This is a genomic window from Pseudomonas sp. WS 5010, assembly GCF_012985565.1.
Classification (GTDB): domain Bacteria; phylum Pseudomonadota; class Gammaproteobacteria; order Pseudomonadales; family Pseudomonadaceae; genus Aquipseudomonas.
The window spans coordinates 721,197-737,253 of sequence record NZ_JAAQWQ010000001.1 but is presented as its reverse complement, the minus strand read 5'-3'; the positions used below and the strand labels follow the sequence as shown (position 1 = coordinate 737,253).

Annotated in this window: 15 protein-coding genes and 1 pseudogene; 12 read left to right on the top strand and 4 right to left on the bottom strand. The window is 61.9% G+C overall.

The window, feature by feature from the left end; translation table 11 throughout:
- Position 1: 1 nt before the first annotated feature.
- From HBO11_RS03525 to HBO11_RS03510, 4 genes are all read left to right on the top strand, one after another.
- Complete coding sequence (locus tag HBO11_RS03525; RefSeq protein WP_029296529.1) at positions 2–1,060, top strand: alpha-ketoacid dehydrogenase subunit beta; 1,059 nt, start codon at positions 2–4, stop codon at positions 1,058–1,060.
- Positions 1,061–2,326, top strand: coding sequence for a dihydrolipoamide acetyltransferase family protein (locus tag HBO11_RS03520; RefSeq protein WP_169956133.1), 1,266 nt, complete (start codon positions 1,061–1,063; stop codon positions 2,324–2,326).
- A 4-nt stretch (positions 2,327–2,330) separates the two neighbouring features.
- Entirely contained in the window at positions 2,331–3,710 is a 1,380-nt protein-coding gene (gene lpdA / locus HBO11_RS03515; RefSeq protein WP_169956135.1) for a dihydrolipoyl dehydrogenase, read from the top strand.
- Between the two features lie 230 nt (positions 3,711–3,940).
- Positions 3,941–4,960, top strand: coding sequence for a branched-chain amino acid aminotransferase (locus tag HBO11_RS03510; RefSeq protein ID WP_169956137.1), 1,020 nt, complete (start codon positions 3,941–3,943; stop codon positions 4,958–4,960).
- A 134-nt stretch (positions 4,961–5,094) separates the two neighbouring features.
- Here the strand turns inward: HBO11_RS03510 and HBO11_RS03505 are convergent, their stop codons facing one another.
- A complete protein-coding gene (locus HBO11_RS03505) occupies positions 5,095–5,985 on the bottom strand; it encodes a GNAT family acetyltransferase (protein ID WP_169956139.1) in 891 nt (296 codons plus the stop codon).
- Positions 5,986–6,292: 307 nt separating this feature from the next.
- On the opposite strand from HBO11_RS03505, the gene HBO11_RS03500 reads away from it, so the two are divergent.
- From HBO11_RS03500 to HBO11_RS03470, 7 genes are all read left to right on the top strand, one after another.
- Complete coding sequence (locus HBO11_RS03500) at positions 6,293–7,219, top strand: arginine deiminase-related protein (protein ID WP_169956141.1); 927 nt, start codon at positions 6,293–6,295, stop codon at positions 7,217–7,219.
- A gap of 11 nt (positions 7,220–7,230) precedes the next feature.
- Entirely contained in the window at positions 7,231–8,277 is a 1,047-nt protein-coding gene (locus HBO11_RS03495; RefSeq protein WP_169956143.1) for an ornithine cyclodeaminase, read from the top strand.
- Between the two features lie 257 nt (positions 8,278–8,534).
- On the top strand, positions 8,535–9,314 hold the full coding sequence (locus tag HBO11_RS03490; RefSeq protein WP_169956145.1) for an ABC transporter substrate-binding protein: 780 nt from the start codon (positions 8,535–8,537) through the stop codon (positions 9,312–9,314).
- A 155-nt stretch (positions 9,315–9,469) separates the two neighbouring features.
- Positions 9,470–10,171, top strand: a complete 702-nt coding sequence (locus HBO11_RS03485) for an ABC transporter permease (protein ID WP_169956147.1) — start codon at positions 9,470–9,472, stop codon at positions 10,169–10,171.
- Complete coding sequence (locus HBO11_RS03480) at positions 10,168–10,881, top strand: ABC transporter permease (RefSeq protein ID WP_057439424.1); 714 nt, start codon at positions 10,168–10,170, stop codon at positions 10,879–10,881. The genes HBO11_RS03485 and HBO11_RS03480 overlap by 4 nt, the downstream gene beginning before the upstream one ends.
- A gap of 3 nt (positions 10,882–10,884) precedes the next feature.
- A complete protein-coding gene (locus HBO11_RS03475; protein ID WP_262380948.1) occupies positions 10,885–11,727 on the top strand; it encodes an ATP-binding cassette domain-containing protein in 843 nt (280 codons plus the stop codon).
- Positions 11,728–11,741: 14 nt separating this feature from the next.
- Complete coding sequence (locus HBO11_RS03470; protein ID WP_029296543.1) at positions 11,742–12,239, top strand: Lrp/AsnC family transcriptional regulator; 498 nt, start codon at positions 11,742–11,744, stop codon at positions 12,237–12,239.
- Positions 12,240–12,454: 215 nt separating this feature from the next.
- On the opposite strand, the gene HBO11_RS03465 is transcribed toward HBO11_RS03470, so the two are convergent.
- The 3 genes from HBO11_RS03465 to HBO11_RS03455 all read right to left on the bottom strand — a co-directional run bounded on the left by HBO11_RS03465 (position 12,455) and on the right by HBO11_RS03455 (position 14,986).
- Positions 12,455–13,288 (bottom strand): TIGR03915 family putative DNA repair protein, encoded by an 834-nt coding sequence (locus HBO11_RS03465; RefSeq protein ID WP_169956149.1) that lies wholly within the window; start codon positions 13,286–13,288, stop codon positions 12,455–12,457.
- Entirely contained in the window at positions 13,285–14,505 is a 1,221-nt protein-coding gene (locus tag HBO11_RS03460; RefSeq protein WP_169956151.1) for a putative DNA modification/repair radical SAM protein, read from the bottom strand. The genes HBO11_RS03465 and HBO11_RS03460 overlap by 4 nt, the downstream gene beginning before the upstream one ends.
- 136 nt (positions 14,506–14,641) lie before the next feature.
- Complete coding sequence (locus HBO11_RS03455) at positions 14,642–14,986, bottom strand: FKBP-type peptidyl-prolyl cis-trans isomerase (protein WP_169956153.1); 345 nt, start codon at positions 14,984–14,986, stop codon at positions 14,642–14,644.
- A gap of 181 nt (positions 14,987–15,167) precedes the next feature.
- Here HBO11_RS03455 and HBO11_RS03450 point away from each other — a divergent pair.
- Positions 15,168–16,054: pseudogene (locus HBO11_RS03450) on the top strand (nitrilase family protein).
- Positions 16,055–16,057: the final 3 nt, after the last annotated feature.

Here is a 16,057-nt window from a genome sequence, read left to right as displayed (position 1 = left end):
CATGAACGATCACAACAATAAAATCGAGCTGGAAACCGCCATGACCACGACCACCATGACCATGATCCAGGCCCTGCGCTCGGCCATGGATGTGATGCTTGAGCGCGACGACAATGTGGTGGTGTTCGGCCAGGACGTCGGTTACTTCGGCGGCGTGTTCCGTTGCACCGAAGGCTTGCAGACCAAGTACGGCACCTCGCGGGTGTTTGACGCACCGATCTCCGAAAGCGGCATCGTCGGCGTGGCCGTGGGCATGGGCGCCTATGGCCTGCGCCCGGTGGCCGAGATTCAGTTCGCCGACTACGTGTACCCGGCCACCGACCAGATCATCTCGGAAGCGGCGCGCCTGCGTTACCGCTCGGCTGGCCAGTTCACCGCGCCGTTGACCATGCGCATGCCTTGCGGCGGCGGCATCTACGGTGGGCAGACTCACAGCCAGAGTATCGAAGCGGTGTTCACCCAGGTCTGCGGCCTGCGCACGGTGATGCCGTCCAACCCCTATGACGCCAAGGGCCTGCTGATCGCCTCCATCGAAAACGATGACCCGGTGATCTTCCTCGAGCCCAAGCGCCTGTACAACGGCCCGTTCGACGGCCACCACGACCGCCCGGTGACCCCGTGGTCCAAGCACCCGCAAGCCCAGGTGCCGGACGGTTACTACACCGTACCGCTGGATGTAGCCGCCATCGTGCGCCCAGGCTCGGCCGTCACGGTGCTGACCTACGGCACCACTGTTTATGTGTCACAAGTGGCCGCCGAAGAAACCGGGATCGATGCCGAAGTCATCGACCTGCGCAGCCTGTGGCCGCTGGACCTGGAAACCATCGTCAAGTCGGTGAAAAAAACCGGCCGTTGCGTGGTGGTGCATGAAGCCACCCGTACCTGCGGTTTTGGTGCCGAGTTGGTGTCTTTGGTGCAAGAGCACTGCTTCCATTACCTGGAAGCGCCTATCGAGCGTGTGACCGGTTGGGACACCCCCTACCCTCACGCACAAGAGTGGGCGTATTTCCCTGGCCCGACCCGTGTGGGCGCGGCTTTGCAACGGGTCATGGAGGTCTGAATGGGCACGCACGTTATCAAGATGCCGGACATTGGCGAAGGCATCGCAGAAGTGGAATTGTCGGTCTGGCACGTCAAGGTCGGCGACATGGTCGTGGAAGACCAGGTGCTGGCGGATGTGATGACCGACAAGGCGATGGTGGATATTCCCTCGCCGGTCCATGGCAAGGTGATATCACTGGGCGGTGAGCCGGGTGAAGTCATGGCGGTGGGCAGTATCCTGATCAGCATTGAAGTCGAAGGCGCGGGCAATACCCGGGAGTCGGCGTTGTCGGCCGTGGTTGAAGAAGCCGCGCCGGCCCCGAAAGCCGAAATCAAGGCGCCGGTGGCTGAAAGCAAACCGGCCGCCAAGCCGGTGGTAGCGGCCCAGGCTCCGGTGGCCCGGGACGCCAATGAGCGCCCGCTGGCCTCCCCCGCCGTGCGCAAGCACGCGCTGGACGCCGGGATCCAGCTGCGTCTGGTGCAGGGCTCGGGCCCGGCCGGGCGCATTCTGCATGAAGACCTCGATGCCTATCTGCAACAGGGCAACACCCGCGCCTCGGTCGGCGCCAACCCGTATGCCGAGCGCAACGACGAAGAGCAGATCCCGGTGATCGGCATGCGCCGCAAGATCGCCCAGCGCATGCAGGATGCCACGCGCCGCGCTGCGCATTTCAGCTACGTCGAAGAGATCGACGTGACGGCCCTGGACGACTTGCGCGTACACCTCAATGAAAAACATGGCGCCAGCCGCGGCAAGCTGACGTTGTTGCCGTTCCTGGTGCGCGCGATGGTCGTGGCCTTGCGCGATTTCCCGCAGATCAACGCGCGTTATGACGACGAAGCCCAAGTCATCACCCGCCTTGGCGCGGTGCATGTGGGCGTTGCCACCCAGAGCGATGTCGGCCTGATGGTGCCGGTGGTGCGTCACGCCGAGGCCCGCAGCCTGTGGGGCACCGCCGAAGAAATCACTCGCCTGGCCACTGCCGCGCGCAATGGCAAGGCCAGTCGTGACGAGCTCTCGGGCTCGACCATCACCCTGACCAGCCTCGGCGCGTTGGGCGGGATTGTCAGCACCCCGGTGCTGAACCTGCCGGAAGTGGCGATCGTGGGTGTCAACCGCATCGTCGAGCGGCCAATGGTGATCAAGGGGCAGATCGTGATCCGCAAGATGATGAACCTCTCCAGCTCCTTCGATCACCGGGTGGTCGATGGCATGGACGCGGCGCAATTCATCCAGGCCATCCGTGGCCTGCTCGAACAACCCGCCAGCCTGTTCCTGGAGTAAGGGCATGACTCAGACATTACAGACCACCCTGCTGATTATCGGCGGCGGCCCCGGCGGTTATGTGGCGGCGATTCGCGCCGGCCAACTGGGCATCCCGACCATCCTGGTAGAAGGCCAGGCGTTGGGCGGCACCTGCCTGAATATCGGCTGCATTCCGTCCAAGGCGCTGATCCACGTCGCCGAACAGTTCCAGCAAACCGTGCACCTGAGCCAGGGTTCGGCCCTGGGTATCGACGTGGATGTGCCAACCCTGGACATCCGCAAGAGCGTCGAGTGGAAAGACGGAATCGTCGACCGCCTGACCACCGGGGTTGCCGCCCTGCTGAAAAAGCACAAAGTGCAGGTGATCCACGGCTGGGCCAAGATCGTCGACGGCAAGACCGTGGACGTGGGCGACCAACGTATCCAGTGCGAGCACCTGCTGCTGGCCACTGGCTCGAAAAGCGTCGACCTGCCGATGCTGCCGATTGGCGGGCCGATCATCTCGTCCACCGAAGCCCTGGCGCCGAGCCGTGTGCCAAAACGCTTGATCGTGGTCGGTGGCGGTTACATCGGCCTGGAACTGGGGATTGCCTATCGCAAGCTCGGTGCCGAGGTCAGCGTGGTCGAAGCCCAGGACCGCATCCTGCCAGCCTACGACGCCGAGCTGACGCAACCGGTGGCCGAATCCCTCAAGCAATTGGGGGTCAAGTTGTACCTCAAGCACAGCGTGACTGGCTTTGAAGGCGGCAGCCTGCAAGTACGCGATCCGGAGGGCGACACCCTGGCCCTGGAGACCGATCAGGTACTGGTCGCCGTTGGTCGCAAACCCAACACCCAGGGCTGGAACCTGGAAGCCTTGAACCTGGCGATGAATGGCGCGGCGATCAAGATCGACAGCCGCTGCCAGACCAGCATGCGCAACGTATGGGCCATCGGCGACCTGAGCGGCGAGCCGATGCTGGCACACCGGGCCATGGCCCAGGGCGAGATGGTGGCCGAGCTGATCAGCGGTAAATCCCGCGAATTCAACCCGGCGGCGATCCCGGCGGTGTGCTTTACCGACCCGGAACTGGTGGTGGTCGGCAAGACCCCGGACGAAGCCAAGGCCGCAGGCCTGGACTGTATCGTCTCGAGCTTTCCGTTTGCGGCCAATGGCCGGGCCATGACCCTGGAGTCCAAGACCGGCTTCGTGCGGGTGGTGGCACGTCGCGACAATCACCTGATTGTCGGCTGGCAGGCGGTGGGGGTCGGCGTGTCCGAGCTGTCCACGGCCTTTGGCCTGAGCCTGGAAATGGGTGCACGCCTGGAGGATGTGGCGGGCACCATTCATGCCCACCCGACCCTGGGTGAAGCGGTGCAGGAAGCGGCGCTGCGGGCGTTGGGGCATGCCCTGCACCTGTAAAACCGTGGTGATGCTATCGCCGGCAAGCCGGCTCCTACAATCGAGCGCGTTACGCCGACCAAATGTAGGAGCCGGCTTGCCGGCGATAGCGGTGGATCAGCCAAAACAGATGCTCAATGGTCCCCCCACCCGCTCCCACACAGGCCAAGAATGAAGTATTGTTGCGCCCATCCAGAAATAAACCGAAAGCCTGCCTTCGACCAGGCGGTTGAAAAAAGATAGAGGGTGTCATGGGTAACGAAAGCATCAATTGGGACAAATTGGGTTTTGACTACATCAAGACCGACAAGCGTTTCCTCCAGACCTGGAAAGACGGCGCCTGGCAAGAAGGCACCCTGACCGAAGACAACGTGCTGCACATCAGCGAGGGCTCCACCGCCCTGCACTATGGCCAGCAGTGTTTTGAGGGCCTGAAGGCCTATCGCTGCAAGGACGGTTCGATCAACCTGTTCCGCCCGGACCAGAACGCCGCCCGCATGCAACGCAGCTGCGCCCGCCTGCTGATGCCGCAAGTGCCGACCGAAGCCTTCATCGAGGCGTGCAAGGAAGTGGTCCGCGCCAACGAGCGTTTCATCCCGCCGTACGGCACCGGCGGCGCGCTGTACCTGCGCCCGTTCGTGATCGGCACCGGTGACAACATCGGCGTGCGTACCGCGCCCGAGTTCATCTTCTCGATCTTCTGCATCCCGGTCGGCGCCTACTTCAAAGGCGGCCTGACCCCGCACAACTTCCTGATCTCCGGCTACGACCGCGCCGCGCCGAACGGCACCGGTGCCGCCAAGGTCGGTGGCAACTATGCGGCCAGCCTGATGCCCGGCTCCCTGGCGAAAAAAGCCAACTTTGCCGACTGCATCTACCTGGACCCGGCCACCCACTCGAAAATCGAAGAAGTCGGTTCGGCCAACTTCTTCGGGATCACCCACGACAACAAGTTCGTCACCCCGAACTCGCCATCGGTGCTGCCGGGCATCACCCGCCTGTCGCTGATCGAACTGGCCAAGACCCGCCTGGGCCTGGAAGTGGTCGAAGGCGACGTGCTGATCGACAAACTGGCAGACTTCAAGGAAGCCGGCGCCTGCGGTACCGCAGCGGTGATCACGCCGATCGGCGGGATCGAGTACAAAGACAAGCTGCACGTGTTCTACAGCGAAAAAGACGTCGGCCCGGTGACCCAGAAGCTCTACAAAGAGCTGACTGGCGTGCAGTCCGGCGACGTTGAAGCGCCGGCCGGCTGGATCGTCAAGGTCTAAGCCGACCCTGATTGTAGGCGCTGGCTTGTGTGGGAGCTGGCTTGCCTGCGATAGCGATATGTCAGTCAACGCATTGGTGACTGACATATCGCTATCGCAGGCAAGCCAGCTCCCACATTTGTTTTGCGGTGGTTTCAGGATTTTGGCAGGTTCTGCGCAATCTTCTTGCCCATGCTGATCCTCGGCTCCACGCCATACCCCAGCGCCTCGTAGAACCCCACCACTGTCTCGTTGCCCAGATTGATCTGCAGGTTGATCTTCAGGCAGCCCAGGGCGATCAACGCCTGTTCCCCATGGCGCACCAGCGACGCGCCCAGGCCTTGCCGGCGATAGTCCGGATGCACGGCCACCGAATACAACCAACCACGATGCCCGTCGTAGCCTGCCATCAAGGTGCCGATCACGGTCTTGCCGTGGGTGGCGACAAAAAACAGCCCGTCCTCCACCGCAAGCTTTCTATCAATCGCCAGTTCCGGCCGGTTATGCGGGGTGTCGTAGCCAAACGCCAACTGCCAGAGCGCCGCTACCTGGGCACGATGCAGGCGGTCGCGGTAAATCCCGATGGGGTGGCGGGACGACAATACCTTCTCCATCACCAGGGTGCGCTCGTTGCCGTGGTACACATCGCGCACGGTCTGGAACCCCAGCTTGGTATAAAACGGCTCGGCGGTGAGGGACGACGGTACGCTCAATACCGTGACCCCAGCCTCACGGGCCCGCTGTTCGATATCGACCATCAGTTGGCGGCCGATGCCCTGCCCTTGCAACGCCGGGTTGACGAACACCGAACGCACCACATTGGCGTCCAAGGCGGCGGTAGCGACGATTGCCTGATCCTGGAGGGCAACCAGCACGGTACGCCGCGTGAGCAATTGCAGCACCGCCTCTGGCGTGAAGTTGCTCGCCACCCGCGCAATCACGTCCGCCGGGTAGTCGCCGGCGTTGCTGCTGTGCAGGGCCGCCAGGATGACTTGGCTGATGCCTTCGGCATCGGTGGGTTGGGCGAGGCGGACGGCGGTAGACATGACTCCTCCTGACGGGCAGCGTTATGACAGCCACCACAATACCCATGTGTGGGCTTGTGTGGGAGCCGGGCTTGCCCGCGATGCAGGCACCTCGGTGTGTCCGCCACACCGCGGTGATGCTATCGCAGGCAAGCCAGCTCCCACAAAAGCCGGCTCCTACAGGTTTGAGCGCCCCTGACAGCCGATTCGGCTGCCACACCCCTCTTTTCAGCTTTCCCGGCTGGGCCGCTCCCCTGTTTCAGCCGGGATTCTGCGGCCAGAGCGCACAAAATAGCCGCAATGCCCAACCCCATGGACCCGTGCCCCCATGCAAACCACCAATACCGTCCTGATGATCCGCCCGGCGCACTTTGCCTTTAACCCGGACACCGCGATCAACAACCGCTTCCAGCGCGCGCCCGTCGACCCGGTGGCCGCACAGCACAAAGCGCTGCAAGAGTTCGACGGTTACGTCGCCACCCTGCGCGAGCATGGCGTGGAAGTGTTGGTGGTGCAGGACACGCCCGCACCCCATACCCCGGATTCGATCTTCCCCAACAACTGGTGGAGCAGCCACGCCGACGGCAGCCTGGTGCTGTACCCGATGGAAGGCCAGAACCGTCGCCTGGAACGCAACAAAGGTGTGCTGCAAGTGCTGGAACAGCGCTTCGCGATCAAGCACACCATCGATTTCAGCCACCTGGAACAACAGAACATGTTCCTCGAAGGCACCGGCAGCATGGTCCTCGACCGCCAGCACCGCATCAGCTACGCCTGTCACTCCGGGCGCACCCATCGCGATGCGCTGCGCCAGTTCGCCGAGCGCCTGGACTATCAGGTCTGCGCCTTCCACGCCGTCGACCGCCATCACGCACCGATCTACCACAGCAACGTGATGATGAGCGTCGGCCGCGACCTGTCGGTGGTGTGCCTGGACGCGCTGCCCGAAGCCCACGAACGCCAAGGCCTGGAACGCTCCCTGCGCGACACCGGCAAAGACATCCTGGCCCTGGACTTCGACCAGTTGGAAGCCTTCGCCGGCAACATGCTGGAACTCCACGACCGCGACGGCCAGCCGCTGCTGGTGATGTCCGCCAGCGCCTGGCACTCGCTCAAGCCGGCGCAGCGCCAGCATGTGGAGCGCCACACCCACCCAGTCGTGGTGAACATCGACAACATCGAACGCATCGGTGGCGGCAGTGCCCGCTGCATGTTGGCCGAAGTGCATCTTCCGGCCCGCGCCTCATTCCAATAAGGAGTTTTTCCATGACCCGTTATATCGACGTCAACGACCTCAGCTACCTGGTATCGCAAAAAGGCCTGCAAACCTGCATCACGGAGATGGCCGAGTACATCCGCGCCGACTACCTGCGCTGGAATGACTTCGAAAAATGCGCGCGCCTGGCCAACCACTCGCCCGAGGGTGTGATCGAGCTGATGCCGGTCTCGGATGCTTCGCTGTATGCCTTCAAATACGTCAACGGCCACCCGAAAAATACCCAGAGCGGCATGCTCACGGTCATGGCGTTCGGCGCCCTGGGGGATGTGGACACCGGCAAGCCGGTGCTGCTCAGCGAGATGACCCTGACCACCGCGATCCGCACTGCCGCCACTTCGGCCCTGGTCGCGCGCTACCTGGCACGGGACAACAGCCGCAGCATGGCGTTGATCGGCAATGGCTCGCAAAGTGAATTCCAGGCCCTGGCGTTCCATGCCTTGCTGGGCATCAATGAGATCCGCCTGTTCGATATCGATTCCAAGGCCATGCACAAGCTGGCGAACAACCTCAAGGCTTTCCCGGCGATCAAAGTGACCCTGGCCGCAAGCGTTGCCGAGGCGGTGAAAGGTGCCGATATCGTCACCACCGTCACTGCCGACAAGGCCTACGCCACCATCCTTACCGACAACATGATCGAGCCCGGCATGCACCTCAATGCCGTCGGCGGCGACTGCCCCGGCAAGACCGAGCTGGACCGGCGCATTGTCGAGCGCGCGCGGGTGATCGTCGAGTACGAACCACAAAGCCGTATCGAAGGCGAAATCCAGCATATGCCCGAGGACTCGCCGGTCACCGAGCTGTGGCAAGTGATCAACGGCCAGAAGCCGGGCCGGGAAAACGCGCGCCAGGTCACCCTGTTCGACTCGGTGGGTTTTGCCCTCGAAGACTACTCGGCCCTGCGTTATGTGCTGGATGTGGCCAAGGCCCTGGACGTGGGCAGCGAGCTGGAACTGGTGCCGGACCTGGCCGACCCCAAGGACCTGTTCGCACGCCTGGCCCAGCAACCGGTCGCACAGCACAAAAAGCGCGCCTGAAACCGCTCTGGCCTGCCGCTTTGCGCGAGCGGCGGGCCGTAAATCCTGATTTGAAAAGCCGATATACAGGGTGTTGCAGCCGATTCTGCTGCAACCGGTGTTTTAACAGCGTATTCCGCGTGCCAACGCCTAGGTAAACGACACAAAAAACGCACCATCATGAAGCATTCTGAGCGCGACCAAAGAGTCAGCAAATGAATGCATGCCGCACCCTTTCTACTGCCCTGACATCAATTACAAAATATAGGGAAAACACCATGACTCCGCTCCGATCACTCGTCGCCGCGCTGCTCCTGCCTTTGTGCGCCACCGCCGTCCAGGCCCAGGAATGGAAAGAAATCCGTTTCGGCGTGTTCCCCGAGTACCCACCCTTTGAATCCGTGGCCGCCGACGGCAGCCTGCAAGGTTTCGACATTGAGTTGGGCAACGCCATCTGCGCCAAGCTTGAAGTCAAATGCACCTGGGTCCACAACGAATTCGACGGCATGATCCCGGCACTGCGTGCGCGCAAGTTCGACGCCATTATGTCCTCGATGGCCGTGACCCCGGCCCGGCAAAAACAGATCGACTTCAGTGACCGCCTGTTCCTCAGCCCCACCTCAGTGATCACCCGCAAGGGCGCAGGCTTCGGCGACACCCCAGAATCCCTCAAGGGCAAACAGGTGGGTGTGCTCCAGGGCTCGCTGCAAGAAGCCTACGCCCGTGCTCACCTGGCCAAGCTCGGTGCCCAGGTCAAGGCGTATCAGTCCCAGGACCAGAACTACGCCGACCTGCAAAACGGCCGCCTCGACGCGACGCTGACCGACAAGCTCGAAGCCCAGCTCAACTTCTTGTCCAAGCCTGAAGGCGCCGACTACCAGTCCGGCCCGGCCTTCAAGGACCCGACCTTGCCGCTGGACATCGCCATGGGCCTGCGCAAGAACGACCAGGAGTTGCTGGCACTGATCAACAAGGGCATCGCGGCCATCCAGGCTGATGGCACTTACTCGCTGATCCAGAAGAAATACTTCGGTGACGAAGATATCTATCACGAATAACGTCAGCAGATAGCCTCTCCCCCTGTAGGAGCGAGCTTGCTCGCGAAAAACTCAAGATCGCCACCGGGTACCCGTTTTACCCGGTCATCGTTGACGATTTTCGCGAGCAAGCTTGCTCCTACAAAGGGAAACCGTGCCCATCGAGATCTCCCTTCATGAATGAACTCCTCAACCTGCAAGGCTTCGGCCCGCTGTTGGCCCAGGGTGCCTGGATGACCATCAAGCTGGCGTTCCTCGCGCTGGTCCTGAGCCTGACCCTGGGCTTGATCGCCGCAGGTGCCAAGCTGTCCAGCCACAAGCTGTTGCGCATCCCGGCCACGCTCTACACCACCTTGATCCGCAGCGTGCCGGACCTGGTGCTGATCCTGCTGATCTTCTACAGCCTGCAACTGTGGCTCAACGACCTGACCGAGATGCTCGGCTGGAATTACTTCGAAATCGATCCATTCACCGCAGGCGTGATCACCCTGGGCTTTATCTACGGTGCGTATTTCACCGAGAATTTTCGCGGCGCCATGCTCAGTGTGCCGGTGGGCCAACTGGAGGCGGCAACCGCCTACGGCTTGAGCCGCTGGCAGCGCTTTCGGCTGGTAATGTTCCCGCAGTTGATGCGGTTTGCGTTACCGGGGCTGGGCAATAACTGGCTGGTGCTGCTCAAGTCCACGGCGCTGGTGTCGATCATCGGCCTGGCAGACCTGGTCAAGGCCGCGCAGAACGCCGGCAAGACCACCAATGACCCGCTGTACTTCCTGATCCTCGCGGGCCTGGTGTACCTGGTGATCACCACCCTTTCCAACCGCATCTTCAAGCGCCTGGAACGGCGCTACAACGTTGGCATCAAAGGGGTGGCGCGATGATTGAACTGATCCAGCAATACGGCCTGGCGTATCTGTGGACCGATGGCTCGGGGTTTTCCGGGGTGGCCATGACCTTGTGGCTGTTTATTGTGTCGGTGATCCTCGGGTTTTTCCTGTCGATCCCGTTGGCAATTGCCCGCGTCAGCGAGCACTTCTGGCTACGCTGGCCGGTGGAGGTCTACACCTATCTGTTTCGCGGCACGCCGCTGTATATCCAGTTGCTGATTTGCTACACCGGCCTGTACAGCCTGGAGGTGGTGCAGGACAACGCCCTGCTCAACCAGTTTTTCCGCAATGCGTTGAACTGCACCCTGCTGGCATTTGTGCTCAACACCTGCGCCTACACCGTGGAGATCTTCGCCGGGGCCATTCGCAATATTCCCCACGGCGAGATTGAAGCAGCACGGGCCTACGGCTTGCACGGCTGGCGGATGAACCTGTTCGTGGTGATTCCCGCCGCGCTGCGCCGCGCGTTGCCGGCCTACAGCAACGAAATGATCCTGATGCTGCACGCCACGTCCCTGGCGTTTACCGCAACCATCGCCGACATCCTCAAGGTGGCCCGCGACGCCAACGCCGAAACGTTCCTCACGTTCCAGGCCTTCGGCATTGCCGCGCTGCTGTACATGCTGCTGTCCTTTGCATTGGTGGGCCTGTTCCGACTGGCCGAACGACGCTGGATGCGCTTTCTTGTCCCGACCCGAGGCTAACCCATGAATCAGTCCGCACAGGCCCTGGCCGCTCATCCCACCCACGTTGCCGCGCCCCGCCCGAGCGTGGTGGCGGCCGGCGCCAACGTCAAACTCAAGGTCGAAGACCTGCATAAAAGCTATGGCGACCATGAAGTGCTCAAGGGTGTTTCGCTCAACGCCAGCAAGGGCGATGTGATCAGCCTGATCGGCGCCAGCGGCTCCGGCAAAAGCACCATGCTGCGCTGCATCAACTTCCTCGAACAACCCGACGCCGGGGTGATCACCCTGGACGGCATCAGCATTGAAATGCGCCCGGGCCGCGCAGGCGTGCAGGCGCCGCACCAGGCGCAACTGCAGAACCTGCGCACGCGCCTGGCCATGGTGTTCCAGCACTTCAACCTGTGGAGCCACATGACCGTGCTGGAAAACATCTGTATGGCGCCGCGCCGGGTGTTGGGCGTGAGTGGCGCCGAGGCAGAAAAACGCGCGCGGATGTACCTGGATAAAGTGGGCCTGCCGGGCCGGGTCGCCGACCAATACCCGGCATTTCTCTCCGGTGGCCAGCAACAACGCGTGGCCATCGCCCGGGCCCTGGCCATGGAGCCGGAGATTATCCTGTTCGACGAACCGACCTCGGCACTCGACCCAGAGCTTGTAGGGGAAGTCCTAAAAGTCATACAGACGTTGGCAGAGGAAGGTCGTACCATGCTCATGGTCACCCACGAAATGGGCTTTGCCCGGCAAGTGTCCAGCCAGGTGCTGTTCCTGCATCAGGGCCGCGTCGAAGAACAAGGCAGCGCCGAGATCCTCGACCATCCCAACAGCGAACGCTTGCAGCAATTTCTCTCCAACCGCTTGAAGTGAACACAGAATCGACCATGGATACCAAGGCCAACGGACCCCATTCCTCCCCTGCGCTGGATCGCATCGATGAAGCCATCATCGATGTACTGCGCCATCAGGGGCGCATCACCTACGAGAAGCTGTCTTCGCTGGTGCACCTGACGCCCAGGCCCTGCCTGGAACGGGTGCGCAAGCTGGAACGGCGCGGGGTGATCCGCGGCTATGGCGCGATCATCGATGTGCAGATGGTCTCGCCGGGGTTGTCGTTGCTGGTGCTGGTGGCCTTGTCGAACCAGAGCGGGCGCTCGGCGCAAAAAGCCTTCGAAGCTTGCGTCAAGGCATGCCCGCAGGTGTTCGAATGCCAACTGATCAGCGGCCCCTTCGACTACAGCCTGCGCATGCGCTGCCGGGACATGGAGCACTACCGCGTGCTGACGGAAACCTGGTTGAACAACGACGAGCTGCACATCGACAAACTGGTGGCCCATCCAGAGCTGGCGGTGGTGAAAAACACCGCGACTGAGCTGGCCTGAACCCCATCGCCTCACACGATGCAGATCAGATGTGGGGGGTGGGCTGGTGTGGGGGCTGGCCTGTGTGGGAGCTGGCTTGCCTGCGATGCAGACGCCTCGGTCTATCAGCTATACCGAGGTGATGCTATCGCAGGCAAGCCAGCTCCCACACAAGCCAGCCCGCCATATGCTTCCCATATGCTTCCCATATGCTTCCCATATGTTTCCCACACGTTTTAACCCTGCCCGCTTGAAATCCGCTTGCCAGGGCGCTCACCAATCAGCTTCGCCTGCCCATCCCGCTGCTTGCCCGTCCGCGCCTCGCTGATCAACCCCGGTATCAACTTGCCCTCCGGCAAATTTTTCCAGAACCGGCTCGGCAGGTGACCTTCCATGACCTTGGGATTCAACCGCGCCGGGTTGAAGATATGGCTGTAATAGGTCAGCCACATGGCACTGTGCGGGTCTTCGACATTCTGTGCCAACTGCTGCCATTGCTCCGGGCACTGGCGTTGATGGATCAACTGCTCACCGTCGTAATACACCCCATCCAGGGGCGTCGCGATCATCCAGCGATGGCGGCCCATGCGCCCGACAAAGTGCTGGCTGGCACTGTGCAGAATGTCGTGGGCCGGCTCGTGCCACGCCACATACTCCGGCAGTTGCGGTCCCGCGGCTTGCGGCAGGGCAATAAAACGCACAAACGCATGCAGGTGATGGGCCTCACGCCGTACCTGCTTGATCCGTCGCTGCAGCTCGCTGCCCAGTTGATCCCCCGCCATCATCGCCGTGCGGTCACCATGGCTGACACGCCACAGCACTTCATACAACAGGCTCCAGCGCTGCTCGCCGTGGTAACAGGCGGCGCTTTCCAGCAGCTCCAGCAGGGCCTTGGGAATGCGCGCCTGGAACGGGCCATTGTGCGGGGGGTAGTGCTCATCGGTGGCGAACAGGTCCGCCACTTCCGCTTCGCCCCAACACACATGGCTGGGGTCGATCTGATGACTGAGCAGCCAGCGCGCCTGCTCGCGCCAGGTGCTGAACAGGTTGTCGCATTCCAGGCTGATCATCCCCACAACCCCATCTGTTGCGGTTGCGGGCGGTCGCGCAGTTGCTCGCGCAGCAGCACGCTGGTGCTTTCTGCTTGCTGGGGGTGGTAGTCGCTGGTGATGAAAAACGGCTTGGCCTTGCTCAACACACAGCGCATGCGTGCCAGGTCTTCAAAACGGATCTTGCGTTGCCGGCGCAGCTCCACCAGGCGCTCGGTGGTGCGCAGGCCAATACCCGGAATACGTGCGATCAACGTCGCCTCGGCGCGGTTCAGGTCCAGCGGGAACACCTCGCGATGTTCCAGGGCCCAGGCCAGCTTGGGATCGATGTCCAGCGCCAGATCCCCCGGCCCCGCGAACAACTCATTGGCGCGAAACCCATAACTGCGCAGCAGGAAATCCGCCTGGTACAACCGGTGCTCGCGCATCAATGGCGGCGCCGCCAGAGGCACGCTTTTCGGGCTATTGGGAATCGGGCTGAAGGCCGAGTAATACACCCGGCGCAGCTTGAAGTTGCCATACAACGCCTCGGCCCCGTGGAGGATGGTGCTGTCGTCCGTGTCATCGGCGCCGACAATCATCTGGGTGCTTTGCCCGGCCGGGGCGAAACGCGGTGCCCGTGGCTCGTTGAGCACGGTTTGCTCACCGGTGAAAATCGTCTGCATCGCCTGCTTGATCGAACCGATCTGCTTCTCCGGCGCGAGGATCTGCAGGCTTTTATCAGTGGGCAACTCGATGTTCACGCTCAAGCGATCGGCATACCGCCCGGCCTCGGCAATCAACGCAGGATCGGCTTCGGGGATGGTCTTGAGGTGGATATATCCGCGAAAGTCATGCTCCTCACGCAGCAATTTGGCGACCCGCACCAATTGCTCCATGGTGTAGTCCGCCGAACGGATGATCCCCGAGCTGAGAAACAGCCCGCTGACGCAATTGCGCCGGTAGAAGTCCAGGGTCAGGCTCACCACCTCCTCCGGGCTGAACCGCGCACGGGGTACGTCGCTGGAGCGGCGGTTGACACAGTATTGGCAGTCGTAGAGGCAGAAATTGGTCAGCAGCACCTTGAGCAACGACACACAGCGCCCGTCGGGCGTGTAGCTGTGGCAGATGCCCATGCCATCGCTCGACCCCAGCCCGGCCTTGCCCTCGGAGGTGCGCTTGGGCGCCCCGCTGCTGGCGCAGGACGCGTCGTACTTGGCGGCATCGGCGAGGATGCTGAGTTTTTCGATCAACTGCATGGCGGGCCACCCGATACTGTATTTTTGTACAGTATCAGCAGCAGCACCCGCCATTCAAGGGGAGACAGGCGAACGGTAGAACAAATCACCGTAGGAGCAAGCAAGCCGGCTCCTACGATTGCATGGTGTCAGGCCGTCAATCGTCGCGCGTCAGCACTTCCAGCAACTCAATCTCGAAATGCAGATTGCTATGGGGCTTTATATGCGCGCCCATCGTCCGCTCGCCATAAGCCAGATGCGCCGGCACAAACAGCTTGCGCACGCCACCGACCTTCATCCCCATCAGGCCCTGGTCCCAGCCTTTAATAACGCGACCGCTACCGATCACACACTGAAACGGTTTGCCCCGCTCCCAGGACGAATCAAACACCGTGCCGTCTTCCAGGGTGCCGGTGTATTGGGTGGTGATCAGCGCACCCTTGACCACGGTTTTGCCGTCGCCTTGGCGGATGTCGGTGATTTGCAGTTCTTCGGTGCTCATGGGGGTCTCGTTGGGTTCACACTGGCGGGCTTTTTCCCAGAATCCAGCGTCTTTGGCAAGTGCCCTCTAAAGGATCCAGACTACACCCCAGCCAGAAGCGCCTGACTTAACCCTGTCCATTTTTTCCCCTCTTATAAAAAACCAACCACCCCGGTTGTATAAAAATAAGAGGTCACCCCCAATGAACGAATCAACAAGCCCCGTCCGTGTCGCTGTGGTGCAGTTCGATCCCCAGGTCGGTCTGGACAACCGCGAAGACAATCTTCAGCGCAGCCTGGCCTTGGCCGCGGAGGCGGTCGGTGGTGGGGCTAATCTGATCGTGCTGCCGGAGTTGTCGAACTGCGGTTACTTCTTCCGCAGCCGCCAGGACGCATTCGAGCATGCCGAGGCCATTCCCGGCGGGAGCAGTGTGCAGGCCTGGATGGCGTTTGCCGCCACCCATCAGGTGTATCTGGTGGCGGGCCTGGATGAGATCGATGGCCGGCAGTTGTTCAATACCGCAGTACTGCTGGGCCCGGATGGGTTGATCGGTAAGTATCGCAAGGCCCATTTGTGGAACCTGGAAAAGTTGTGGTTCACCCCCGGCAACCTGGGTTTTCGGTATTTGAAACGCCTATCGGGCGCATTGGCCTGTTGATCTGCTGGGATATCTGGTTCCCGGAAGTGCCACGGATCCTCAGCCAGCAAGGCGCCGATATCATTTGCAGCCTCAACAACTGGGTGTGGACGCCGTCGCCGCTGTTCGACGAGGCCGGCAAATGCATGGCGTCGTACCTGACCATGACCGCCGCCCATGTCAATAACGTGTTTATCGCCGCTGCCAGCCGTATCGGTGAGGAGCGCGATGCGCGCTACCTGGGGTGTTCGCTGATCGCCGGGACCAATGGCTGGCCTATCGGCAAGGTGGCGTCGGCCAACCGCCAGGAAATCCTGTTCGCCGATATCGACCTGACCAGCGCCCGCAGTGCGCCGATCTGGAACAGCCTCAACGACCTGCACCGTGACCGGCGCCATGATCTGTACGATCAGATGCTCGGCTATTCCCATCACCCTGCCCTGCCACGCTGAAGG